The following is a 25,619-nucleotide window of genomic DNA, read 5'->3' as shown; positions in this document are numbered from 1 at the left end:
AATGTACGCCCGTTTAAGGAGAAAAAGATGACGGCAATTGCCCCGGTTATTACCATTGATGGCCCAAGCGGTGCAGGAAAAGGCACCTTGTGCAAGGCAATGGCGGAAGCATTGCAGTGGCATCTGTTAGATTCAGGCGCGATCTACCGCGTACTGGCGCTCGCAGCGTTACATCACCATGTTGATGTAACATCTGAAGATGCTCTGGTACCGCTTGCCTCACACCTTGATGTGCGTTTTATCTCAACAGACGGCAACCTTGAAGTTATTCTTGAAGGTGAGGATGTCAGCGGTGAAATCCGTACCCAGGAAGTGGCGAATGCCGCCTCTCAGGTCGCGGCGTTTCCTCGCGTGCGTGAAGCGCTTTTACGTCGTCAACGCGCATTTCGCGAAACCCCAGGTCTGATTGCTGATGGACGTGATATGGGGACCGTGGTGTTCCCGGATGCGCCGGTGAAAATTTTTCTGGACGCCTCCTCGCAAGAACGTGCGCATAGACGTATGCTACAGTTGCAGGAGAAGGGCTTTAGTGTTAACTTTGAACGCCTTTTGGCCGAGATCGAAGAACGCGATTATCGCGATCGTAACCGTGCTGTAGCGCCGCTGGTTCCTGCTGCTGATGCTTTAGTTTTGGATTCAACCCGATTAAGCATTGAGCAAGTGATTGAAAAAGCGTTACAATACGCGCGCCAAAAACTGGCTCTCGCTTAAGTGCGACCGAATTTGCAGTACCCCCGTTGCAATGGATTGACAGCGGGTATGTTAAACAACCCCATCCGGCATGGAGCCAGGTGGACGTTAAATATGAAACCTGAAGATTAAACATGACTGAATCTTTTGCTCAACTGTTTGAAGAATCCTTAAAAGAAATCGAAACCCGTCCGGGTTCCATCGTTCGTGGTGTTGTTGTTGCTATCGACAAAGACGTAGTACTGGTTGACGCTGGTCTGAAATCTGAGTCCGCCATTCCGGCAGAGCAGTTCAAAAACGCCCAGGGCGAGCTGGAAATCCAGGTTGGTGACGAAGTTGACGTTGCTCTGGATGCAGTAGAAGACGGCTTCGGTGAAACCCTGCTGTCCCGTGAAAAAGCTAAACGTCACGAAGCTTGGATCACGCTGGAAAAAGCTTACGAAGAAGCTGCAACCGTTACTGGTGTTATCAATGGCAAAGTCAAGGGTGGCTTCACTGTTGAGCTGAATGGTATTCGCGCGTTCCTGCCGGGTTCCCTGGTAGACGTTCGTCCGGTCCGCGACACGCTGCACCTGGAAGGCAAAGAGCTTGAATTCAAAGTAATCAAGCTGGATCAGAAGCGTAACAACGTTGTTGTTTCCCGTCGTGCCGTTATCGAATCCGAAAACAGCGCAGAACGCGATCAGCTGCTGGAAAACCTGCAGGAAGGCATGGAAGTTAAAGGTATCGTTAAGAACCTCACTGACTACGGTGCATTCGTTGATCTGGGTGGCGTTGACGGCCTGCTGCACATCACCGACATGGCATGGAAACGCGTTAAGCATCCGAGCGAAATCGTAAACGTTGGCGACGAAATCACTGTTAAAGTGCTGAAGTTCGACCGCGAGCGTACTCGTGTATCTCTGGGCCTGAAACAGCTGGGCGAAGATCCATGGGTAGCTATCGCTAAGCGTTATCCAGAAGGTACCAAACTGACTGGTCGCGTGACCAACCTGACCGACTACGGCTGCTTCGTTGAAATCGAAGAAGGCGTTGAAGGCCTGGTTCACGTTTCCGAAATGGATTGGACCAACAAAAACATCCACCCGTCCAAAGTTGTTAACGTTGGCGACGTAGTGGAAGTTATGGTTCTGGATATCGACGAAGAACGTCGTCGTATCTCCCTGGGTCTGAAGCAGTGCAAAAACAACCCATGGCAGCAGTTCGCGGAAACCCACAACAAGGGCGACCGTGTTGAAGGTAAAATCAAGTCTATCACTGACTTCGGTATCTTCATCGGCCTGGACGGCGGCATCGACGGCCTGGTTCACCTGTCTGACATCTCCTGGAACGTTGCAGGCGAAGAAGCAGTTCGTGAATACAAAAAAGGCGACGAAATCGCAGCAGTTGTTCTGCAGGTTGACGCAGAGCGTGAGCGTATCTCTCTGGGCGTTAAACAGCTCGCAGAAGATCCGTTCAACAACTGGGTTGCACTGAACAAGAAAGGCGCAATCGTAAACGGTAAAGTCACTGCAGTTGACGCTAAAGGCGCAACCGTAGAACTGGCTGACGGCGTTGAAGGTTACCTGCGCGCTTCTGAAGCTTCACGTGACCGCGTTGAAGATGCAACTCTGGTTCTGAGCGTAGGCGACGACGTTGAAGCTAAATTCACCGGCGTTGATCGTAAGAACCGTGCAATCAGCCTGTCTGTTCGTGCTAAAGACGAAGCTGATGAGAAAGATGCAATCGCAACTGTTAACAAACAGGAAGATGCTAACTTCTCTAACAACGCAATGGCTGAAGCTTTCAAAGCAGCTAAAGGCGAGTAATATCGAGTGCTCTAAATCCTTTGTGCTGTTAACGGCACAAAGGATGACGAGTAGCTTGACAGATTACAGGATTCGTCCTGTAATCAATGACAAAGGGCGGCTACGGCCGCCCTTAATCAATGCAGCAGCTAATTATGCCTTTAAGGAACCGGAGGAATCATGACCAAGTCAGAATTGATTGAAAGACTTGCAACCCAGCAACCTCATATTCCCGCGAAAGCGGTTGAAGATGCAGTTAAAGAGATGCTGGAACATATGGCCTCGACTCTTGCGCAGGGCGAGCGTATTGAAATCCGCGGTTTCGGCAGCTTCTCTTTGCATTACCGCGCACCACGCACCGGACGTAATCCGAAGACCGGCGATAAAGTGGATCTGGAAGGGAAATACGTTCCGCACTTTAAACCAGGTAAAGAACTGCGCGATCGCGCCAATATTTACGGTTAAGTTTTTAGCGAGACTTAACGCCGAGAAAAGCACCCGCATGGGTGCTTTTTTCATTTCTGTGCGCCTATCCTGGAATCCTCATCCCAGTTAATTTGTACGTTACAACCCCCACTAAATGTCTGCGGAACTCAGGTCGTATAACGATAAATTGATGCCAGACAACCGTCGAAGAGTACTGCACACTCCCTGTAACAGGGAGGTTATTGATGAAAATAACAACGGTGAGTACGTGTGCATTATTCGGCATTCTCCCACTCATGCTATTACCTACGCTGCCAGGCATGTTGTGTATCGGCATTGTATTTTGTCTGGCATGTCTGCTCTGTTTTCTCCCCCACAAATATATACGTTCCGCCGGACTAACCCTGCTGTTTTTTCTTTGGGGAATCCTGGCTGCGAAAGAAGCTCTGTGGGCCGGTAATACGCTGCCTGCGAAAACCCAGCAAGCCATTGTGCGGATAACCGGAACTGACAATATGACAACGCACTACGGCCAAATCACTCACCTTCAGGGGAAACGAATCTTTCCTGCACAAGGAATCGTCCTGTACGGACAGTATTTACCCGGTGATGTTTGTGCGGGTCAGACATGGGCGATGACGTTGAAAGTCCGCGCCGTACACGGTCAATTAAACGAAGGCGGATTTGATAGCCAGCGTTACGCATTGGCGCAGCATCAACCGCTGACGGGGCGATTCTTACAGGCTTCGGTTATCACACCACAATGCAGTTTGCGTTCGCGATTTCTCGACTCGTTGAAAACGGTACTCGCCGACTATCCCTGGCAGCAGGTTATACTGGGTCTGGGAATGGGTGAGCGCTTGTCCGTGTCACAAGAGGTGAAAACGATTATGCGTGATACCGGCACGGCTCATTTGATGGCTATCTCCGGGCTGCATATTGCGTTTGCTGCACTTCTGGCTGCCGGAATAATTCGCGCGGGACAATTTTTTATGCCCGCCAGATGGATTTGTTGGCAGGTTCCATTAGTGGGTGGGATTGTCTGCGCCACATTATATGCCTGGCTGACGGGGCTGCACCCCCCGGCATTACGAACGGTTGTTGCGCTGCTAGTCTGGGGGGCGCTAAGACTTAGCAGCAGGCAGTGGAGCGGATGGTCGGTATGGATCTGCTGTCTGGCAGCCATTCTGGTGGTGGATCCTGTTGCCGTTCTTTCGCAAAGCCTATGGTTGTCTGCATCCGCCGTTGCGGCACTGCTGTTCTGGTACCAATGGGTACCGCTCCCGGACTGGCCACTGTCGCGTGCTGGTCGTCAATTTCTGGCGCTGGCTCATCTGCAATTGGGTATTACGCTTCTGCTTCTTCCCGTACAAATCGCAATGTTTCACGGTTTTAGTCTGACCTCGTTTCCGGCTAATTTGTTTGCCGTCCCTTTGGTCACGTTTGTTTCCGTACCCTTGATATTAGCAGGCATGATCGTGCATTTAGCCGGACTGGTGATGATTGAATCGAATCTGTGGTATTTAGCGGATCGCTCTCTGGCGCTACTATTTTGGGGGCTCAGGAGCCTGCCTGAAGGGTGGATCAATATTGATGCACGCTGGCAATGGCTCGCATTTTTACCCGGAATGATGATTATCGCATGGCGACTAAATATCTTGCTTACACTACCGGTGGTCTGTTTCTCTGCGCTACTTTTGCTGAGTGGGCCGCTTTGGTGTGCACCGCGTACAGATGTGTGGCAAGTGCATATGCTGGATGTCGGGCAGGGGCTGGCGATGGTGATTGTGCGTGATGGAAAAGCGCTGCTTTACGATACCGGTCTGGCATGGCCTGAAGGCGATAGCGCGCAACAGCTGATTATTCCCTGGTTGCGTTGGCATAATCTGGAGCCGGAAGGGGTCATTTTAAGCCATGAACATATGGATCACCGGGGAGGGTTGCACTCCTTACAACAAGTCTGGCCATCACTATGGATAAGAAGTCCGCTAGGCTGGAAAGGACACCTCCCGTGTTTTCGCGGAGAACGTTGGCAATGGCAAGGGTTAACCTTCAGTGCGCACTGGCCTGTGCGTGGAAATACAGGGCAGGGGAATAACCACTCCTGCGTAGTTAAAGTTGATGATGGGTATCAGAGTGTTCTGCTGACCGGCGATATTGAGTCTCCCGCTGAACAAAAAATGCTAAGTCATTACTGGCAGCATCTGCAGTCTACGGTGGTACAGGTTCCGCATCATGGCAGCAATACTTCATCATCACTGGCACTCATTCAGCGAGTTGACGGGCAGGCCGCACTAGCCTCTGCATCTCGTTACAACGCCTGGCGTCTGCCATCCTGGAAAGTGAAGCAACGTTATCGGAAACAAAATTATCAATGGCTGGATACACCACATCAGGGGCAGATTACGCTGGATTTTTACCAAAAAAACTGGCGAATACACAGCTTGCGGGATCAGATTTTACCTCGTTGGTATCATCAGTGGTTTGGCGTGTCGGAGGATAACGGGTAGAATATGCGGCTATTCTAACAAATGCTGGTTTTTTGAATGCATAACGATAAAGATCTCTCTACGTGGCAGACGTTTCGCCGACTATGGCCAACCATAGCGCCTTTTAAATCGGGTCTGATCGTGGCGGGTATAGCGTTAGTCCTTAACGCGGCCAGCGATACCTTCATGTTATCGCTCCTTAAACCATTACTGGATGATGGTTTTGGTAAAACGGATCGTTCGGTGCTGCTGTGGATGCCGCTGGTGGTCATTGGGCTGATGATAGTTCGTGGCTTAACCAGTTATGTCTCCAGCTACTGTATCTCATGGGTGTCAGGCAAAGTGGTCATGACCATGCGTCGCCGCCTGTTTGGTCATATGATGGGCATGCCAGTCTCCTTTTTTGATAAACAGTCTACAGGTACGCTGTTGTCACGTATTACCTATGATTCAGAGCAGGTCGCGTCATCGTCTTCCGGCGCGCTGATCACCGTGGTACGTGAAGGGGCCTCAATCATTGGCCTGTTTATCATGATGTTCTATTACAGCTGGCAGCTGTCACTGATCCTGATTGTACTGGCGCCAATTGTGTCAGTGGCGATCCGTGTGGTTTCCAAGCGCTTTCGTAGCATCAGTAAAAACATGCAAAACACTATGGGGCAGGTTACGACCAGTGCGGAGCAGATGCTGAAAGGCCACAAAGAAGTTCTGATTTTTGGTGGTCAGGAAGTCGAAACCAAGCGCTTTGATAAGGTCAGCAACAAGATGCGTTTGCAGGGTATGAAGATGGTTTCCGCTTCTTCTATCTCCGACCCTATCATCCAGTTGATTGCGTCTCTGGCTCTGGCCTTCGTGTTATATGCGGCCAGCTTCCCAAGCGTAATGGAAAACCTGACGGCAGGGACAATTACGGTTGTCTTCTCCTCAATGATCGCGCTGATGCGTCCGTTGAAATCGCTGACCAACGTCAACGCGCAGTTCCAGCGCGGTATGGCGGCATGCCAGACCTTATTTACGATTCTGGATAGCGAACAGGAGAAAGATGAAGGTAAACGTGTTATCGAGCGTGCTACCGGCGATCTCGAATTCCGCAACGTGACTTTCACCTATCCGGGACGTGAAGTACCGGCTCTGCGTAACATCAACCTGAATATTCCCGCGGGTAAAACCGTTGCTCTGGTTGGCCGTTCGGGCTCAGGAAAATCCACCATCGCCAGCCTGATTACGCGCTTCTACGATATTGATGAAGGGCAGATTCTGATGGACGGACACGATCTGCGCGAATATACCCTGGCATCCCTGCGCGATCAGGTTGCGTTGGTTTCGCAGAATGTGCACCTGTTTAACGATACGGTTGCCAACAACATCGCCTACGCGCGTACCGATATGTACAGTCGTGAGCAGATCGAAAAAGCGGCACAGATGGCCTACGCCATGGATTTCATCAACAAGATGGATAATGGTCTGGATACGGTGATTGGTGAAAACGGCGTCCTGCTTTCCGGCGGACAACGTCAGCGTATCGCTATTGCCCGTGCCTTGTTGCGTGACAGTCCAATTCTGATCCTTGATGAAGCAACATCAGCTCTTGATACCGAATCTGAACGTGCGATTCAGTCTGCGCTGGATGAGCTACAGAAAAACCGTACTTCTCTGGTCATTGCTCACCGTCTTTCAACCATTGAACAAGCCGACGAAATCATCGTGGTGGAGGATGGTCTGATTGTCGAACGCGGAACCCATAGCGACCTGATTGAGCAGCGCGGGGTCTATGCGCAATTACACAAAATGCAATTCGGTCAATGATCGCACGTATCTGGTCTGGTGAATCGCCGCTGTGGCGATTGTTACTTCCACTCTCCTGGCTTTATGGCCTGGTGAGTGGCGGGATCCGTCTATGCTACAAGCTTGGGCTGAAACGCGCTTGGCGCGCGCCAGTACCGGTTGTGGTGGTCGGAAACCTTACAGCCGGCGGCAATGGCAAAACACCGGTGGTGATTTGGCTGGTTGAACAACTGCAGCAACGCGGGATTCGCGTGGGCGTGGTGTCGCGTGGTTACGGCGGGAAAGCGGCTGCTTACCCGTTGTTATTGACCGCAGAGACCACTACCGCAGAAGCGGGTGATGAACCTGTGCTGATCGCCCAACGTACCGGCGTGCCGGTAGCGGTATCCCCGGTAAGATCGGATGCGGTAAAAGCCATTTTGGCCCAACATGACGTGCAGATTATTGTGACCGACGATGGGCTACAGCACTATCGTCTGGCGCGAGATGTTGAAATCGTGGTTATTGACGGCGAACGTCGGTTTGGCAACGGCTGGTGGCTTCCCGCTGGTCCAATGCGGGAACGCGCAGGTCGTCTAAAATCGGTGGATGCGACTATTGTTAACGGTGGCGTTGCGCAACCAGGGGAAATCCCTATGCGACTTGAACCGGGGCTGGCCGTTAATTTACGTACAGGTGAACGCCGTGATGTATCGCAATTGCCCAATATTGTCGCCATGGCGGGCATTGGCCACCCACCGCGTTTTTTTGCCACGCTGAAAGCATGCGGTGCCAGCGTGCAAAAAAGCATTGCGCTGGCAGACCATCAGTCTCTGACCTACAGTGACGTCAGTGCGTTTGTAAACGCCGGGCAAACGCTGATGATGACGGAAAAAGATGCGGTTAAGTGCCGGGCATTTGCCGATGAAAACTGGTGGTATTTACCTGTTGACGCTCATTTGTCAGGCGATCGGCCTGACGTATTGCTGGATAGCTTAATCTCGCTGACTCGCTAACTGATTCACGCTGCGGCAGCGAATCATTTATGAGGCCATAGATGTCGTTGCCGTACCTTTCTCTGACGGATGCCCGTCATCTTCACCTTGCCGCTCAAGGTCTGCTGAAAAAAACACGCCGTCGGGCAACCCCGGCAGATATTCTCGCGACTATTTCGCGCATGTCGTTACTGCAAATCGATACCATCAATATTGTGGCGCGAAGTCCTTACCTGGTGCTGTTTAGTCGTTTAGGAGATTATTCACCCCAATGGCTGGACGACTCGTTACAGCAGGGCGAACTGATGGAATACTGGGCGCACGAGGCCTGCTTTTTGCCGCGCAGCGATTTTATGCTGATACGTCACCGCATGCTGGCCCCGGAGAATATGGGCTGGAAGTATAAAGCGGCGTGGATGAAAGAACATGCTCATGAAATTGAGCAACTGCTCCAGCACATCCAGCATAACGGACCGGTACGATCTGCTGATTTTGAGCATTCACGCAAGGGGACCAGCGGCTGGTGGGAGTGGAAACCGCAGAAGCGTCATCTTGAAGGGCTGTTCACTGCCGGGAAAGTGATGGTGGTGGAACGGCGTAATTTCCAGCGCGTGTATGATTTAACCCATCGCGTCATGCCACACTGGGACGATGAACGCGACCCACTTTCGCAGGAAGATGCTGAAAGCGTTATGCTGGATAACAGCGCCCGCAGTCTGGGGATTTTCCGCGAACAATGGCTGGCAGACTACTACCGCCTGAAGCGCCCGGCGCTAAAAAACTGGTGCAACGAACGGGCGGAACAGCAACAGATTATTCCTGTCGACGTTGAAGGGCTGGGAACGCTATGGCTACATAGCCACCTTCAGCCGCTACTCGAACAGGCGCTGGCGGGCAAATTAACGGCGACCCACAGCGCAGTGTTATCGCCTTTTGATCCGGTGGTTTGGGATCGTAAACGGGCAGAACAGCTATTCGATTTTAGCTACCGGCTGGAGTGTTACACGCCAGCACCAAAACGTCAGTACGGTTATTTCGTCTTGCCGTTGCTGCACCGCGGGCAGTTGGTTGGGCGAATGGATGCCAAAATGCACCGTAAAACGGGCGTGCTGGACGTGATTTCGCTGTGGTTACAGGATGGGGTTAAGCCTGGGGTGACTTTGCAAAAAGGATTGTTTCAGGCGATTGACGATTTTGCCCGCTGGCAGCAGGCAACACGCGTTACGCTGGGACGTTATCCTGAAGGTTTATTTGCTGATGCACGCCATGGTTGGGAAATAGAACCAGCCCTTTAAGCGATTATGTTAATATTTACGGATTCACAATCCGGTCCATCTGGAGGAACTATGGATCATCGTCTACTTGAAATCATTGCCTGCCCGGTATGCAATGGCAAACTCTGGTTTAACCAGGAAAAACAGGAACTGATTTGTAAACTGGATAACCTTGCTTTCCCACTGCGTGATGGCATTCCTGTGTTACTGGAAACCGAAGCCCGCGTTCTGACTGCTGATGAGAGTAAATCATGAGTTTTGTGGTCATTATTCCTGCGCGTTATGCGTCCACTCGTCTGCCGGGCAAGCCGCTACTGGATATCAACGGCAAGCCAATGATCGTGCATGTCCTGGAGCGTGCGCGTGAATCTGGTGCTGAACGTATCATCGTGGCCACCGATCACGAGGATGTCGCTCGCGCGGTAGAAGCGGTGGGGGGGGAAGTATGCATGACCCGCGCCGATCACCAGTCTGGTACGGAACGCCTGGCGGAAGTCGTCGAGAAATGTGGTTTTAGCGATGATACCGTTATTGTGAACGTACAGGGTGATGAGCCGATGATTCCGGCGGTTATTATTCGCCAGGTGGCTGAGAATCTGGCGCAACGTCAGGTCGGCATGGCGACTCTTGCGGCTCCGATTCACAGTGCGGAAGAGGCATTTAATCCGAATGCGGTAAAAGTCGTTTTGGACGCTGAAGGATATGCGCTCTATTTTTCACGCGCGACCATCCCATGGGATCGCGATCGTTTCGCCAAAAGTCTGGAAACGGTGGGGGACACCTTCCTGCGCCATCTGGGCATTTACGGCTATCGCGCCGGTTTTATTCGCCGCTATGTTAACTGGCAGCCTAGCCCGCTTGAGCATATCGAAATGCTGGAGCAGCTGCGAGTGCTGTGGTACGGCGAAAAAATTCACGTTGCCGTCGCAAAAGAAGTCCCGGGTACCGGCGTAGACACTACCGAAGATCTCGAGCGCGTTCGCGCCGAAATGCCTTAGTTTTTCTCACGGCACTCCCCCATATTGATGCGTATTTTTGGGAGGAGTGTCGTATCGTTGCGCTTTCCCTCCACTTTTCTTTTCATCAATTGATCTCATCCGGGTGACATCTGTCTGCCCGACGCTCATTATGAAAGCAGTAGCATTTATGAGGGCAATCTGAAATGGAACAGTTGCGTGCCGAACTCAGCCACCTGCTGGGCGAAAAACTCAGTCGTATAGAATGCGTGAATGAAAAAGTGGATACGGCCCTGTGGTCACTGTACGACAGCCAGGGAAATCCGATGCCGCTGATGGCGAGAAGTTTCACCACGCCAGGCATGGCGCAGCAACTGGCATGGAAAACCTCCATGTTAGCGCGCAGCGGTACGGTGCGTATGCCCGTCATTTACGGGGTTTTAACCCACGAAGAGCATCCCGGCCCCGATGTGTTACTGCTTGAGCGTTTACGGGGTGTGCCGGTGGAAGCGCCAGCCCGAACGCCCGAACGCTGGGAACATTTAAAAGATCAGATCGTAGAAGGTCTGCTGTCATGGCATCGGCAGGATAGCCGTGGCTGCGTGGGAATGGTGGATAACACGCAAGAGAATATCTGGCCATCCTGGTATCGCCAGCGTGTTGAGGTACTGTGGACCACGTTAAATCAGTTCAACAATACTGGCTTGACGATGCAGGATAAGCGGATCCTGTTTCGTACCCGTGAGTGTTTACCCGCTTTATTTGAAGGATTCAATGATAACTGCGTACTGATCCACGGTAATTTCAGTTTACGTAGCATGCTCAAAGACGCCCGTAGCGATCAGCTACTGGCCATGGTGGGACCGGGGTTGATGCTGTGGGCGCCCAGAGAGTATGAATTGTTCCGTTTAATGGATAACGCGCTGGCGGAAAGCCTGCTTTGGCAATACCTGCAACGCGCGCCCGTGGCGGAGTCCTTCATCTGGCGGCGCTGGCTGTATGTGTTATGGGATGAGGTGGCGCAACTAGTCAACACCGGACGTTTTAATCGCACCAACTTTGATCTGGCAACGAAATCACTGCTGCCGTGGCTCGCCTGAACCTTTTAACCACTGCCAGATGCGACCCAATGTTTCGTAACCAGCGCGATCGCTGTGCATCAACCAGACGGGAGAGGGGATCGCGCGTTCCCACGGATTTAGCGGTGAATCAATTGCTAACTGATTAGCCGGCGCGGGCAACGGGTGTAGTCCAGCCTGTTGGAAGAAAATCATTGCTCGTGGTAAGTGCGATGCGGAGGTCACCAGCAGGAACGGCGCGTTGCCGATGGCCTGCTTAACTGCTGCGGCTTCTTCTTCAGTATCTTTAGGTTTATCCAGCGTGATGATATCACCGGGTGGCACACCCAGTGACTGCGCTACGCGGGCTCCCGCTTCTGCAGTACTGACGCTATTGCTCTTTGCCGCAGCACCGGTAAAGATAAGCTTCGATCCCGGATTAGCACGCCAGAGGCGAATACCTTCATTCAGACGCGGAAGACTGTTGCTGATTAGGTTTGAACTTGGTGCCCACTGAGGATTCCAGGTATACCCTCCGCCCAGCACCACAATGTATTCCACTTTTTGTGTATCCTGCCAGGTTGGATAGCTGTCCTCAATCGGTTTCAGTAGGCTATCAGCGACGGGTTGCAAGCTAAGAAGTAACAGCGCCAGCCAACTCAGGCTAATGCACACTTTCCCTGTTTTTTGAAAGCGGCTAAACCAGAGCAGCGCCAGGCCTATACCCATGATAATGAGCATTAGCGGAAGTGGCAGCATCATACCGCCAATCACTTTCTTCAGCGTAAAAAGCATCCTTTTTGGTTCCTTTTTTAACCATACAGCAGGGGATCTGCAGTGATATTACACCAGGAAGGTTCATTCTCGGCGTGGGTGTGACAAAATAGCGGTTTTACTTAGTCACCCTAAAGCCAGCATGTGGAGAGCCTGATGCGGGATCGCAATTTTGATGACATTGCAGAGAAGTTTTCCCGTAACATTTACGGCACCACTAAAGGTCAGCTTCGCCAGACGATCCTCTGGCAGGATCTGGACAAACTTCTTGCCGACTACGCGGGCCAAACATTGCGTGTGCTTGATGCGGGTGGCGGAGAAGGGCAGACAGCCATTCTGATGGCGCAGCGGGGCCATCACGTTACCTTGTGCGATCTTTCTGCTGAGATGGTGGCGCGAGCGCAACGGGCGGCAGAAGAGCAAGGTGTGAGCGACAACATGCATTTTATACATTGTGCCGCTCAGGACATCCCACAGCATTTGGATTCTCAGGTTGATCTGATATTGTTTCATGCTGTGCTGGAATGGGTGGCCGATCCACAAGCCGTCTTAAAAACATTGTGGTCGATGTTACGCCCGGGCGGTGCTTTATCGCTGATGTTCTACAATGCAAATGGCCTGTTGATGCGTAATGTGTTGGTCGGTAATTTCGGCTATGTACAGCAGGGAATGTATAAAAAGAAACGGCGCACGTTGTCTCCCGATTTCCCGCGCGACCCTCAGCAGGTCTATGGCTGGCTGGAGGAGATTGGCTGGGAGATAACCGGTAAAACGGGCGTGAGGGTGTTTCATGATTATCTGCGTGATAAACAAAAACAGCATGACTGTTTTGATGCTTTAACAGAAATAGAAACGCGCTATTGCCGCCAGGAACCGTATATCAGCCTTGGGCGCTATATTCATGTCACCGCGATTAAACGTCCGGCCCGAGCCGCAGATGCAAGGATAACCTATGAGTGAATTTTCCCAGACAGTCCCCGAACTGGTTGCCTGGGCCAGAAAAAATGACTTCTCCATCTCTCTGCCGGTAGACAGACTTTCGTTCCTGCTGGCGGTCGCCACATTGAACGGTGAGCGACTTGACGGTGAGATGAGTGAAGGTGAACTGGTGGATGCGTTCCGCCATGTGAGTGATGCGTTTGAGCAAACCAGCGAAACCATCGGCGTCCGCGCCAACAACGCGATCAACGACATGGTGCGTCAACGTCTGCTGAACCGCTTTACCAGCGAGCAGGCTGAAGGCAACGCCATTTACCGTTTAACGCCGCTCGGGATTGGCATCACAGATTACTATATTCGTCAGCGCGAGTTCTCTACGCTGCGTCTTTCCATGCAACTGTCGATTGTTGCAGGCGAACTGAAGCGCGCGGCGGATGCGGCAGTGGAAGGTGGCGATGAGTTCCACTGGCACCGCAACGTCTATGCGCCATTGAAATACTCGGTGGCGGAGATTTTCGACAGTATCGATCTGACCCAGCGCATCATGGATGAACAGCAGCAGCAGGTAAAAGACGACATCGCACAGTTGCTAAACAAAGACTGGCGGGCGGCGATATCCAGCTGTGAACTGTTGCTTTCTGAAACGTCTGGTACGCTGCGTGAACTGCAGGATACGCTGGAAGCGGCGGGGGATAAGCTGCAGGCTAACCTGTTACGCATCCAGGATGCCACAATGACGCATGATGATTTGCATTTTGTTGATCGGCTGGTGTTTGATTTACAAAGCAAGCTCGACCGCATTATTAGCTGGGGTCAGCAGTCCATTGACTTGTGGATCGGCTACGATCGTCATGTGCATAAATTTATCCGTACCGCGATCGATATGGATAAAAACCGCGTCTTCGCCCAACGTCTGCGTCAGTCCGTGCAGACCTACTTTGACGACCCATGGGCGCTGACCTATGCCAACGCCGATCGTCTGCTGGATATGCGTGACGAGGAGATGGTGCTACGTGACGAAGAGGTCACCGGTGAACTTCCGGAAGATCTGGAATATGAAGAATTTAACGAGATCCGTGAACAACTGGCGGCGATCATCGAAGAACAGCTGGCTATCTACAAATCCAGACAAACACCACTGGATCTCGGTTTGGTAGTGCGCGAGTATCTGGCGCAATACCCACGTGCGCGTCATTTCGACGTCGCGCGTATTGTTATCGATCAGGCGGTACGCCTTGGCGTAGCGCAAGCAGACTTCACCGGACTGCCAGCCAAATGGCAGCCGATTAATGATTACGGAGCCAAGGTACAGGCGCATGTCATTGACAAATATTGAACAAGTGATGCCGGTAAAGCTGGCGCAGGCGCTGGCGAATCCGTTATTTCCGGCGCTGGATAGCGCCTTACGTTCGGGCCGCCATATCGGTCTGGATGAACTGGATAATCATGCCTTCCTGATGGATTTTCAGGAATATTTTGAAGAGTTTTACAGCCGCTATAACGTGGAATTGATCCGTGCGCCGGAAGGGTTCTTTTACCTTCGTCCGCGTTCAACGACGCTCATTCCGCGTTCGGTCCTGTCTGAACTGGACATGATGGTGGGTAAAATTCTTTGCTATCTCTATCTCAGCCCGGAACGCCTGGCGAACGAAGGGATTTTTACCCAGCAAGAGCTGTATGACGAGCTGTTAACGCTGGCGGATGAAGCCAAACTGCTGAAGCTGGTGAACAACCGTTCAACCGGTTCTGACGTTGACCGCCAGAAGCTACAGGAAAAAGTGCGTTCTTCGCTCAACCGCTTGCGCCGCTTAGGCATGGTGTGGTTTCTGGGCCACGACAGCAGCAAATTCCGTATTACAGAATCTGTCTTCCGCTTTGGCGCGGATGTGCGTAGCGGTGACGATCCGCGTGAAGCACAGCGTCGCTTAATTCGTGATGGTGAAGCGATGGCGGTCGAGAACCGTCTGCAGCTCAACGATGAGCCCGAAGAGAATCAGCCGGACAGTGGAGAAGAAGAATAATGATTGAACGCGGTAAATTTCGCTCACTTACGCTGATTAACTGGAATGGTTTTTTTGCCCGTACGTTTGATCTCGATGAGCTGGTCACCACGCTGTCCGGTGGTAACGGTGCGGGTAAATCCACCACCATGGCGGCATTTGTTACGGCGCTCATTCCGGACTTAACCCTGCTGCATTTCCGTAACACCACCGAAGCTGGTGCAACCAGCGGTTCACGTGATAAAGGTCTGCACGGTAAGCTGAAAGCAGGGGTCTGTTACTCAATGCTCGACGTCCTCAACTCGCGTCATCAGCGCGTGGTCGTGGGTGTGCGTCTGCAACAGGTTGCGGGTCGTGATCGCAAAGTGGATATCAAACCGTTTGCCATTCAGGGGCTGCCGATGTCGGTACAGCCAACCCAACTGGTGACGGAAACGCTGAACGAACGCCAGGCGCGCGTACTGTCTCTACCTGAGCTGAAAGAGAAGCTTGATGAGATGGAAGGTGTGCAGTTTAAGCAGTTCAACTCAATAACCGATTATCATTCGCTGATGTTCGATCTGGGCATCATTGCCCGTCGTCTGCGCTCCGCGTCTGATCGTAGTAAATTCTACCGTCTGATTGAAGCCTCGCTGTACGGCGGGATCTCCAGCGCCATTACCCGTTCACTGCGTGACTACCTGCTGCCGGAAAACGGCGGCGTCCGTAAAGCGTTCCAGGATATGGAAGCCGCGCTGCGTGAAAACCGCATGACGCTGGAAGCGATTCGCGTAACCCAGTCTGACCGCGACCTGTTTAAGCATTTGATCAGCGAAGCGACCAACTATGTGGCTGCGGATTATATGCGCCACGCCAACGAACGTCGTATCCATCTGGATAAAGCACTGGAATATCGTCGTGAACTGTATACCTCACGTAAGCAGCTGGCGGCAGAGCAGTACAAGCACGTGGATATGGCGCGTGAACTGGGCGAGCATAACGGCGCCGAAGGCGATCTGGAAGCCGATTATCAGGCCGCGAGCGATCACCTGAATCTGGTGCAAACCGCGCTGCGTCAGCAGGAAAAAATTGAACGCTACGAAGCGGATCTCGAAGAACTGCAGATCCGTCTTGAAGAACAAAATGAGGTGGTTGCGGAAGCCGTTGACCGCCAGGATGAAAACGAAGCCCGCGCGGAAGCCGCCGAACTGGAAGTGGATGAGCTGAAAAGCCAGCTTGCCGATTACCAGCAGGCGCTGGACGTCCAGCAGACGCGAGCCATCCAGTATACCCAGGCGATCCAGGCCCTAAATCGGGCGAAAGAGCTCTGCCACCTACCGGATCTGACAGCCGACAGCGCCGCCGAATGGCTGGAGACTTTCCAGGCCAAAGAGCAGGAAGCCACTGAAAAACTGCTAACGCTTGAACAAAAAATGAGCGTGGCGCAAACCGCGCATAGCCAGTTCGAACAGGCTTATCAGCTGGTGGCGGCTATCAACGGCCCGCTGGCACGTAGTGAAGCCTGGAGCGTGGCGCGTGAACTGCTGCGCGAAGGCGTTGAACAGCGCCACCTGGCGGAACAGGTTCAGCCATTGCGTATGCGACTGAGCGAACTGGAGCAGCGTCTGCGCGAACAGCAGGATGCCGAGCGTCTGCTGGCCGAATTCTGCAAGCGTCAGGGTAAACAGTTTGATATCGATGAGCTGGAAGCGCTGCACCAGGAACTGGAAGCGCGCATCGCCGCCTTGTCGGACAGCGTCTCGTCTGCCAGCGAACAGCGTATGACGCTGCGTCAGGAACAGGAACAGCTACAATCCCGTATTCAGCATTTGATGAAGCGGGCACCTGTCTGGCTGGCTGCGCAAAATAGCCTGAATCAGCTTAGCGAGCAGTGTGGCGAAGAGTTTACCTCTAGCCAGGATGTGACCGAGTATCTGCAACAATTGCTGGAGCGCGAGCGTGAGGCCATTGTTGAGCGTGATGAAGTCGGTGCACGTAAAAATGCGGTTGATGAAGAGATTGAACGTTTAAGTCAGCCGGGCGGGGCGGAAGATCAGCGTCTGAACGCGCTGGCGGAACGCTTTGGCGGCGTGCTGCTGTCAGAAATTTATGATGACGTTAGCCTTGAAGATGCCCCGTACTTCTCTGCGCTGTATGGTCCTTCGCGCCATGCCATCGTGGTACCAGATCTATCACTAATTACCGAACAGCTTGAAGGGCTGACGGATTGCCCGGAAGATCTCTATTTCATCGAAGGGGATCCGCAGTCGTTTGATGATAGTGTCTTCAGCGTTGATGAACTGGAAAATGCGGTGGTGGTGAAAACCGCCGAGCGTCAATGGCGTTATTCCCGCTTCCCGAAGGTGCCTATTTTTGGTCGTGCAGCGCGTGAAAGCCGTATCGAAACCCTGCATGCCGAGCGTGAAGGGCTGTCTGAACGTTTCGCCACGCTCTCCTTTGATGTCCAGAAAACCCAGCGTCTGCATCAGGCGTTCAGCCGCTTTATCGGCAGCCATCTGTCGGTGGCGTTTGAAGCCGATCCAGAAGCGGAAATTCGCCAACTGAATGGTCGTCGCGTTGAACTGGAACGTGCGCTGACTAATCATGAAAATGATAACCAGCAAAGCCGTATGCAGTTTGAACAGGCGAAAGAGGGTGTCTCCGCGCTGAACCGCCTGCTGCCGCGCTTGAATCTGCTGGCCGATGACACGCTGGCCGATCGCGTGGACGAAATTCGCGAGCGTCTGGATGAAGCTCAGGAAGCCGCGCGTTTTGTACAGCAACATGGCAATCAGTTGGCGAAACTGGAACCTATCGTTTCAGTTCTGCAAAATGACCCTGAGCAGTTTGAACAGCTGAAGGAAGACTATACGTATTCCCAGCAGATGCAGCGCGACGCACGTCAGCAGGCTTTTGCGCTGACTGAAGTCGTACAGCGTCGGGCGCACTTTAGTTATTCCGACTCAGCCGAAATGCTGAGCGGTAATAGCGATCTGAACGAAAAATTGCGTGAACGCCTGGAACAGGCGGAAGCCGAACGTACCCGCGCTCGTGAGGCGCTGCGCAGTCATGCTGCACAGTTAAGCCAGTACAACCAGGTCATGGCATCGCTAAAAAGCTCTTATGACACCAAAAAAGAGCTGCTTAACGATTTACAACGTGAACTGCAGGATATTGGTGTCCGTGCGGACAGCGGTGCCGAAGAGCGCGCGCGTATCCGTCGTGACGAACTGCATGCGCAGCTCAGCAACAACCGTGCACGCCGCAACCAACTTGAGAAAGCACTGACCTTCTGCGAAGCGGAGATGGAAAACCTGACCCGCAGACTGCGCAAGCTGGAACGTGATTATCATGAAATGCGTGAGCAGGTAGTCACCGCCAAAGCCGGCTGGTGTGCAGTCATGCGGATGGTGAAAGATAACGGTGTGGAACGTCGTCTGCACCGTCGCGAGTTGGCCTATCTTTCTGGTGACGAACTGCGTTCGATGTCGGATAAGGCGCTCGGTGCGCTACGTCTGGCGGTTGCGGATAACGAACACCTGCGCGATGTGTTGCGTATGTCTGAAGATCCAAAACGCCCAGAGCGCAAAATCCAGTTCTTCGTCGCGGTTTACCAGCATCTGCGTGAACGTATTCGCCAGGATATTATCCGTACCGACGATCCGGTTGAAGCCATCGAACAGATGGAGATTGAGCTGAGCCGTCTGACGGAAGAGTTAACCTCTCGTGAACAGAAACTGGCGATCAGCTCACGCAGCGTGGCGAACATTATTCGTAAGACCATTCAGCGTGAACAGAACCGTATTCGCATGCTGAACCAGGGGCTGCAAAGTGTGTCGTTTGGCCAGGTTAACAGCGTTCGCCTGAACGTCAATGTGCGTGAAACGCATGCTACCTTGCTGGACGTACTTTCAGAGCAGCATGAGCAGCATCAGGATCTGTTTAACAGCAATCGCCTGACCTTCTCAGAAGCGCTGGCGAAGCTGTATCAGCGCCTGAATCCGCAGATCGACATGGGGCAACGCACGCCGCAAACCATTGGTGAAGAGCTGCTGGACTATCGTAACTATCTGGAAATGGAAGTTGAGGTTAACCGTGGTTCTGACGGCTGGCTGCGTGCTGAATCTGGCGCGCTGTCAACGGGTGAAGCGATCGGGACCGGGATGTCTATTCTGGTGATGGTGGTGCAAAGCTGGGAAGATGAAGGTCGCAGATTGCGCGGGAAAGACATCTCTCCTTGCCGCCTGCTGTTCCTTGATGAAGCAGCACGACTCGATGCGCGCTCTATTGCGACTCTGTTTGAGCTGTGTGAGCGTTTGCAGATGCAGCTGATTATCGCTGCGCCGGAAAACATCAGCCCAGAGAAAGGCACCACCTACAAACTGGTGCGTAAAGTCTTCCAAAACACCGAGCACGTTCATGTGGTGGGGCTGCGCGGATTTGCGCCTCAGCTACCGGAACCACTGCCGGGGACTGAAGATGCCTCCTCGCAGGCAAGCTAAGCAAAAAGGCGGCTACAAGGCCGCCTTATTTTTTTCCGCAAAGACGTCATGCCTGGTGTAATTTCTTTAGACTTCTTTACATTAGGTTAGGCAAAAACTTTTTGATGTTTATATACTAAAGGTAAGCCCAACGCGTCACGGGCTTGCTCGTCATACTTCAGTTTGTATTGGCGTTTTACAGGTCCGCCCCCGTCAAAATAAAGGGGAATACAGGCGGCCTGGCTATTCAGAGTATGATAAAGAAAACAGGGGGCAAGGGATGTTGCTTAATAAAATGTGTGGTCGTCGGCTGTCGGCAATCAGTTTATGCCTGGCCGTAACATTCGCTCCACTGTTCAATGCGCAGGCCGATGAGCCTGAAATGATCCCTGGCGATAGCTCTGCGACCGTCAGTGAACAGCCAACAGCGTTATCGCAGCCGCAGGTTCAATCTTCTGCGACGGCTATCATGGCGGGTATTCAACCGTTACCGCAGGGCGTGTCAGTTGATCAAGCCCGCGCCGAATTACAATCTCAACTTCCAGCGGGCTTCACGCCGGTCTACATGAGCCAGCTGGAACTGCTGTATGCCGCACGTGAAATGAAGCCGATGTGGGAAAATCGTGATGCGGTAAAGGCCTTTCAACAACAGTTGGCCGAGGTCGCGATTGCTGGCTTTCAGCCGCAGTTTACTACTTGGGTTGCACTTCTGACTGATCCGGCAGTAACCGGTCAGGCGAGAGACATTGTGCTCTCGGATGCGATGATGGGGTATCTGCACTTTATCGCTAATATCCCTGTCAAAGGTAATCGCTGGCTTTACAGCGGTAAGCCCTATGCGCTAACGACGCCGCCGATTTCTGTCATCAACCAGTGGCAGGTCGCACTGGATAACGGTCAACTAACTTCGTTTGTTGCCAGCCTGGCACCGCAGCATCCGCAGTACGCCGCAATGCATGAATCGCTGCTCAAGCTGGTAGGTGATACACGTCCCTGGCCGCAGCTCACCAGTACAGCAACGCTACGTCCGGGGGAGTGGAGTAATGACATCCCTGCGCTGCGTGAAATTTTGCGTCGTACGGGAATGCTGGAGTCCACCGTCAGTACATCTGCTAAAGAAGGACGTAGCGCTTACGATCGTGAACTTGTCGATGCGGTAAAGCGTTTTCAGACGTGGCAGGGACTTGGCGCCGATGGCGCGATTGGCCCTGCCACGCGTGACTGGCTGAACGTGACGCCCGCTCAGCGTGCGGGCGTGCTGGCGTTAAATATTCAGCGCTTACGCCTGCTGCCGAGTGAGCTGTCTACCGGTATCATGGTGAACATTCCTGCCTATTCGCTGGTTTATTATCAGAATGGCAATCAGGTGCTGGCCTCGCGCGTTATTGTCGGGCGTCCAGATCGCAAAACGCCGATGATGAGTAGTGCGCTGAATAACGTGGTCGTTAACCCACCGTGGAACGTTCCACCGACGCTGGCCCGAAAAGATATTCTGCCTAAGTTATGGAATGATCCGGGATATCTTGAACGTCACGGCTATACCGTAATGCGCGGCTGGAACAGTAAAGAGACGATAGATCCGTGGCAGGTTGACTGGGCCACCATCACTGCGTCCAATCTGCCGTTCCGCTTTCAGCAGGCTCCGGGTGCACGTAACTCGCTCGGACGCTATAAATTCAATATGCCGAGTTCGGACGCTATTTATCTGCACGATACACCGAACCACAATCTGTTCCAGAAAGATACGCGGGCGTTAAGTTCCGGCTGTGTGCGTGTGAATAAGGCATCTGAGCTGGCGAATATGCTGCTCCAGGACGCGGGTTGGAATGATACCCGCATCTCGGATGCCCTGAAGCAAGGGGATACGCGGTACGTGAATATTCGCCAGAATATTCCGGTCAACCTCTACTATCTGACCGCATTTGTTGGCCCGGATGGTCGCACGCAGTATCGTACAGATATTTACAATTACGATCTGACAGCGCGATCCAGCGCACAAATTGTGTCAAAAGCCGAGCAATTAATCAGATAAATGAAGCAGTTCGAGGAAAATGATTGTCGTAAGTTATGCTGGAAACGGGGCAAAATGGCCGTGAGCCCCGTATTTCCTGGGGTTGGGAGCCTTGACGTGGACTACTTAGCCAGATAAGGTTTCCCGCGTGCGCTAGAGCATACATACGATAACATTGACCTTGTAGACCTTAATACCATGGACAAATTTGACGCTAATCGCCGCAAACTGCTGGCGCTTGGTGGCATTGCCCTCGGCGCTGCCATCCTGCCTACGCCTGCGTTTGCAACACTCTCTACCCCACGTCCGCGTATATTGACTCTGAATAACCTGCATACCGGTGAGTCAATAAAAGCAGAGTTTTTTGATGGCAGGGGCTATATTCAGGACGAATTAGCAAAACTTAACCACTTTTTCCGTGATTTTCGGGCCAATAAAGTGAAATCCATTGACCCGGGACTGTTTGATCAACTCTTCCGTCTGCAAGGCCTTCTCGGCACGCGTAAACCTGTACAGCTGATCTCCGGTTATCGTTCCGTCGATACCAATAATGAACTACGTGCGCGCAGTCGCGGTGTGGCCAAGAAAAGCTACCACACCAAAGGGCAGGCCATGGATTTCCATATTGAAGGCATCGCATTAAGTAATATTCGCAAAGCTGCGTTATCTATGCGCGCAGGTGGTGTAGGATACTACCCCAGCAGTAACTTTGTGCATATTGACACCGGCCCTGCACGGCACTGGTGATCCATAAGCTTAATGAAACAGGAGCTGTATGAACTATCGTATTATTCCGGTCACTGCATTCGCCCAAAACTGCTCGCTAATCTGGTGTGAGCAGACTCGTCTGGCCGCGTTGGTCGATCCCGGCGGCGATGCCGAGAAAATCAAACAGGAAGTGGATGCCAGCGGTCTGACGCTAATGCAGATCCTGCTTACTCACGGTCATCTTGATCATGTTGGGGCGGCAGCTGAACTGGCACAGCATTATGGTGTACCGGTTATTGGTCCGGAAAAAGAAGATGAGTTCTGGCTACAGGGTCTCCCTGCGCAGAGCCGCATGTTTGGCCTGGGCGATTGTGAGCCGCTGACGCCCGATCGCTGGTTGAACGAAGGTGATCGGGTCAGCGTTGGCAACGTGACGTTGCAGGTGTTGCATTGTCCGGGTCATACACCGGGACATGTGGTCTTCTTTGATGAGCAATCAAAGTTACTGATTTCGGGTGACGTGATTTTCAAAGGTGGCGTAGGGCGCAGCGATTTTCCGCGCGGAGATCACAGCCAACTGATCGATTCGATTAAACGTAAACTGTTGCCGCTGGGCGATGACGTGACGTTTATTCCGGGTCACGGCCCACTTTCTACGCTGGGTAACGAACGGCTTCATAACCCGTTCCTGCAGGACGAAATGCCTGTCTGGTAATACCGCAGATAAATAAAAAGGCCGCTATTGCGGCCTTTTTTGTACGCGATAGATTACAGTACTGCGACAATCGCTTCGCACAGCGGTGCCATGTTATCTGGCGTCATTCCAGCTACGTTTACACGTCCGGAAGCGACAGCGTAGACACCAAACTCTTCACGCAGACGCAGAACCTGCTCTTTTGTCAGGCCGCTGAATGAGAACATGCCGTTCTGTTTGATGATAAAGCTGAAGTCGCGGTTCGCACCTTTCTCCTGCAGCGTATTCACGAACAGTAAACGCATGCGCTGAATGCGTTGGCGCATATCGGTCAGTTCCTGTTCCCAGATGGCACGCAGCGCGTCATTGCTCAGAATCGTGGCAACTACGGATGCGCCGTGTGCTGGCGGGTTGGAATAGTTAGCGCGAATGGCTGATTTCATCTGACTAAACGCACGGTCGACGGTTTCAGCATCAGCAGCAACCAGCGTACAGGCACCCACGCGCTCATTGTACAGACCAAAGTTCTTGGAGTAGGAACTGGCAACGATCAGCTCTTTGTGCAGCGCGGCGAATGCGCGCAGACCTTCTGCATCTTCTTCCAGACCGCGGGCAAAGCCCTGGTATGCAAAGTCAAACAGCGGCAACCATCCTTTCTCGACAGAAAGCTGAGCCAGCGTTTGCCACTGCTCAAGCGTAGGATCGATACCGGTTGGGTTATGGCAGCAGCCGTGGAACAGTACCACATCGCCAGCCTGAGCTTCGCTGAGGCTGGCCAGCAGCGCATCAAAGTCTAAAGAGTGGTTCGCTGCATCGTAATAGTTGTATTCACGAACTTCCAGACCTGCAGAGTTAAAGACGCTCTTATGGTTCGGCCAGCTTGGGTTGCTCACCCATACGCGTTTAGCCGACGTATTTCTTGCGAGAAAATCAGCTGCCACGCGCAGTGCGCCAGTGCCGCCAGGGGTCTGTGCTGTACGTGCGCGTTTATCGTTGATAAGCGAACTCGTTTTACCAAACAGTAATTCCTGAGTGCAACGACCAAACTCTGGAATACCGTCAATGCCAAGGTAGTTTTTGGTGGTTTCATTTTCCAGTATATATTGCTCGGCTTTTTTAACGCTGGTCAGCACCGGCGTTTTGCCTGTCTCATCTTTATATACACCGATCCCGAGGTTTATTTTTCCAGGGCGGTCATCGGCACGAAACAAATCAGCCAGACCCAAAATGGGGTCGGCAGGAGCGGCGGTAATGTTCTCAAACATGACGAGGTTCCATAGTGATTACAGAAGGGAAGTCCGCTATCAGGTTAACGGTAGATTTACAAAATGCCAACCGTTACTGACGAAAAGCTGAGGTGTTTTTTTAAGACGCAAGAATTCGCTAGCAGATATAAAAAAACAGGACCGAAGTCCTGTTTTTAAGGCATTTAACAAAGAGGTCTGCTATTAGAACTGGTAAACGATACCGAGTGCTACGGTGTCGTCAGAGTTCACACCCAGTTTGTTGTCAGAGTCGATCTGGTTGATCTGGTAGTCAACATAGGTGGACATGTTTTTGTTGAAGTAGTAGGTTGCGCCTACTTCAATGTAGTTCACCAGATCTTCGTTGCCTACACCTTCTACGTCTTTCGCTTTAGATTTGTTGTAGGAGATGGACGGGCGCAGACCGAAATCGAACTGATACTGAGCGACAACAAAGAAATCTTGCGTTTTGTTGGCGAAGCCGCTGGTGGTCACGCCATTCTGGGTAGTGGAGAGGCGGGTTGCGTTACGGGTTTCACCGTAGTTCGCTGCCAGGTAGATGTTGTTAGCATCGTACTTCAGGCCGGTTGCCCACTGCTCAGCTTTTTTGCCACCGTTAGCGTAGAAAGAGTTTTCCTGCGCGTTGGTACGGTCAGCTGCACCGTAAGCACCAACGATACCGAAGCCATCCATTTCGTAGCTTACAGAACCGCCAACGCCGTCGCCGTTAGAACGACCGGTATTGCCATCACGCTCGTTTTTACCCAGATACTGGATACCGAAGTTCAGGCCGTCAACCAGACCGAAGAAGTTAGAGTTACGGTAGGTCGCAACACCACCTACACGGCCAACGAAGAAGTTGTCGCTGTACGCGGTATCACCACCAAATTCTGGCAGCATATCGGTGTAACCCAGGGCATCGTAAACGATACCGTAGTTACGACCGTAGTCGAAAGAGCCCAGATCGGCATATTTCAGACCAGCAAATGCCAGACGGGTTTTGTTACCGTTCTGAGCGTCGCTGCCGCCTTCAGAGTTGTTACCGGCAAAGTTGTATTCCCACTGACCGTAACCGGACAGATCGGAATTAATCTGAGTTTCCCCTTTGAAACCAAGACGGGCATAAGTCTGATCGCCATCGTTGCCAGCGTTATCAGAAAAATAGTGCAGACCTACGGTTTTACCGTATACATCCAGCTTGTTGCCATCTTTGTTATAAACTTCTGCAGCGTTAGCTGCCCCGGCTACCAGCAGAGCAGGGATAACCACTGCCAGAATATTGCGCTTCATCATTATTTATTACCCTCATCGGTTTTTATATGACACCTGCCACTGCCGCCAATAAATTCC

At 52.4% G+C, this 25,619-nt stretch carries 20 protein-coding genes; 17 read left to right on the top strand and 3 right to left on the bottom strand.

The window, feature by feature from the left end; translation table 11 throughout:
• Positions 1-27 precede the first annotated feature (27 nt).
• The 10 genes from cmk to GFB57_RS19360 all read left to right on the top strand — a co-directional run bounded on the left by cmk (position 28) and on the right by GFB57_RS19360 (position 11,481).
• Positions 28-711 (top strand): (d)CMP kinase, encoded by a 684-nt coding sequence (cmk, locus tag GFB57_RS19405; protein WP_003035772.1) that lies wholly within the window; start codon positions 28-30, stop codon positions 709-711.
• Between the two features lie 113 nt (positions 712-824).
• A complete protein-coding gene (gene rpsA / locus GFB57_RS19400; protein ID WP_003035776.1) occupies positions 825-2,498 on the top strand; it encodes a 30S ribosomal protein S1 in 1,674 nt (557 codons plus the stop codon).
• Between the two features lie 159 nt (positions 2,499-2,657).
• Positions 2,658-2,942 carry an integration host factor subunit beta gene (gene ihfB / locus GFB57_RS19395; RefSeq protein ID WP_003035780.1) on the top strand — a complete coding sequence of 95 codons (285 nt, stop codon included), beginning with the start codon at positions 2,658-2,660 and terminating at the stop codon, positions 2,940-2,942.
• Between the two features lie 206 nt (positions 2,943-3,148).
• A complete protein-coding gene (locus GFB57_RS19390; protein WP_003035783.1) occupies positions 3,149-5,413 on the top strand; it encodes a ComEC family protein in 2,265 nt (754 codons plus the stop codon).
• A 36-nt stretch (positions 5,414-5,449) separates the two neighbouring features.
• Complete coding sequence (gene msbA, locus GFB57_RS19385; protein ID WP_003035784.1) at positions 5,450-7,198, top strand: lipid A ABC transporter ATP-binding protein/permease MsbA; 1,749 nt, start codon at positions 5,450-5,452, stop codon at positions 7,196-7,198.
• Positions 7,195-8,172, top strand: coding sequence for a tetraacyldisaccharide 4'-kinase (lpxK, locus tag GFB57_RS19380; RefSeq protein WP_003035787.1), 978 nt, complete (start codon positions 7,195-7,197; stop codon positions 8,170-8,172). The genes msbA and lpxK overlap by 4 nt, the downstream gene beginning before the upstream one ends.
• Before the next feature lie 41 nt (positions 8,173-8,213).
• Complete coding sequence (locus GFB57_RS19375) at positions 8,214-9,446, top strand: winged helix-turn-helix domain-containing protein (protein ID WP_003035790.1); 1,233 nt, start codon at positions 8,214-8,216, stop codon at positions 9,444-9,446.
• Between the two features lie 51 nt (positions 9,447-9,497).
• Positions 9,498-9,680: a protein YcaR gene (gene ycaR / locus GFB57_RS19370; RefSeq protein ID WP_003035793.1), complete on the top strand. Its 183-nt coding sequence runs from the start codon at positions 9,498-9,500 to the stop codon at positions 9,678-9,680.
• Complete coding sequence (gene kdsB, locus GFB57_RS19365) at positions 9,677-10,423, top strand: 3-deoxy-manno-octulosonate cytidylyltransferase (RefSeq protein ID WP_003035796.1); 747 nt, start codon at positions 9,677-9,679, stop codon at positions 10,421-10,423. The genes ycaR and kdsB overlap by 4 nt, the downstream gene beginning before the upstream one ends.
• Positions 10,424-10,587: 164 nt before the next feature.
• Entirely contained in the window at positions 10,588-11,481 is an 894-nt protein-coding gene (locus GFB57_RS19360) for a YcbJ family phosphotransferase (RefSeq protein ID WP_003035798.1), read from the top strand.
• Here the strand turns inward: GFB57_RS19360 and elyC are convergent.
• Positions 11,458-12,234 carry an envelope biogenesis factor ElyC gene (elyC, locus tag GFB57_RS19355; RefSeq protein ID WP_003035801.1) on the bottom strand — a complete coding sequence of 259 codons (777 nt, stop codon included), beginning with the start codon at positions 12,232-12,234 and terminating at the stop codon, positions 11,458-11,460. The genes GFB57_RS19360 and elyC overlap by 24 nt on opposite strands.
• A 135-nt stretch (positions 12,235-12,369) precedes the next feature.
• Between elyC and cmoM the strand changes: the two genes are divergently transcribed.
• The 7 genes from cmoM to GFB57_RS19320 all read left to right on the top strand — a co-directional run bounded on the left by cmoM (position 12,370) and on the right by GFB57_RS19320 (position 23,046).
• Positions 12,370-13,173, top strand: a complete 804-nt coding sequence (cmoM, locus tag GFB57_RS19350) for a tRNA uridine 5-oxyacetic acid(34) methyltransferase CmoM (protein ID WP_003035803.1) — start codon at positions 12,370-12,372, stop codon at positions 13,171-13,173.
• A complete protein-coding gene (gene mukF / locus GFB57_RS19345; RefSeq protein WP_003035806.1) occupies positions 13,166-14,488 on the top strand; it encodes a chromosome partition protein MukF in 1,323 nt (440 codons plus the stop codon). The genes cmoM and mukF overlap by 8 nt, the downstream gene beginning before the upstream one ends.
• Positions 14,469-15,173: a chromosome partition protein MukE gene (gene mukE / locus GFB57_RS19340; RefSeq protein ID WP_003035809.1), complete on the top strand. Its 705-nt coding sequence runs from the start codon at positions 14,469-14,471 to the stop codon at positions 15,171-15,173. The genes mukF and mukE overlap by 20 nt, the downstream gene beginning before the upstream one ends.
• Positions 15,173-19,633, top strand: a complete 4,461-nt coding sequence (gene mukB / locus GFB57_RS19335) for a chromosome partition protein MukB (RefSeq protein WP_003035811.1) — start codon at positions 15,173-15,175, stop codon at positions 19,631-19,633. The genes mukE and mukB overlap by 1 nt, the downstream gene beginning before the upstream one ends.
• 259 nt (positions 19,634-19,892) lie before the next feature.
• Entirely contained in the window at positions 19,893-21,644 is a 1,752-nt protein-coding gene (gene ldtD, locus GFB57_RS19330) for a L,D-transpeptidase (RefSeq protein WP_008320228.1), read from the top strand.
• Between the two features lie 177 nt (positions 21,645-21,821).
• Positions 21,822-22,370, top strand: a complete 549-nt coding sequence (locus tag GFB57_RS19325; protein ID WP_003035820.1) for a YcbK family protein — start codon at positions 21,822-21,824, stop codon at positions 22,368-22,370.
• A 28-nt stretch (positions 22,371-22,398) separates the two neighbouring features.
• The gene (locus GFB57_RS19320) at positions 22,399-23,046 is read left to right on the top strand and encodes an MBL fold metallo-hydrolase (RefSeq protein ID WP_003035823.1); all 648 of its coding nucleotides are present in this window, start codon (positions 22,399-22,401) and stop codon (positions 23,044-23,046) included.
• Positions 23,047-23,099: 53 nt separating this feature from the next.
• Here GFB57_RS19320 and aspC read toward each other — a convergent pair whose 3' ends face one another.
• Together aspC and ompF are read right to left on the bottom strand one after the other, a co-directional pair.
• On the bottom strand, positions 23,100-24,290 hold the full coding sequence (gene aspC, locus GFB57_RS19315) for an aspartate transaminase (RefSeq protein ID WP_003035825.1): 1,191 nt from the start codon (positions 24,288-24,290) through the stop codon (positions 23,100-23,102).
• 183 nt (positions 24,291-24,473) lie between these two features.
• Positions 24,474-25,562, bottom strand: a complete 1,089-nt coding sequence (ompF, locus tag GFB57_RS19310; protein ID WP_003035828.1) for a porin OmpF — start codon at positions 25,560-25,562, stop codon at positions 24,474-24,476.
• Between the last annotated feature and the right edge of the window lie 57 nt (positions 25,563-25,619).

Source organism: Citrobacter sp. S39, assembly GCF_009495675.1.
In the GTDB taxonomy this organism is placed as follows: Bacteria; Pseudomonadota; Gammaproteobacteria; order Enterobacterales; family Enterobacteriaceae; genus Citrobacter; species Citrobacter freundii.
The sequence above is the reverse complement of the archived record's forward strand: the minus strand, read 5'-3'. Positions and strand labels throughout refer to the sequence as shown.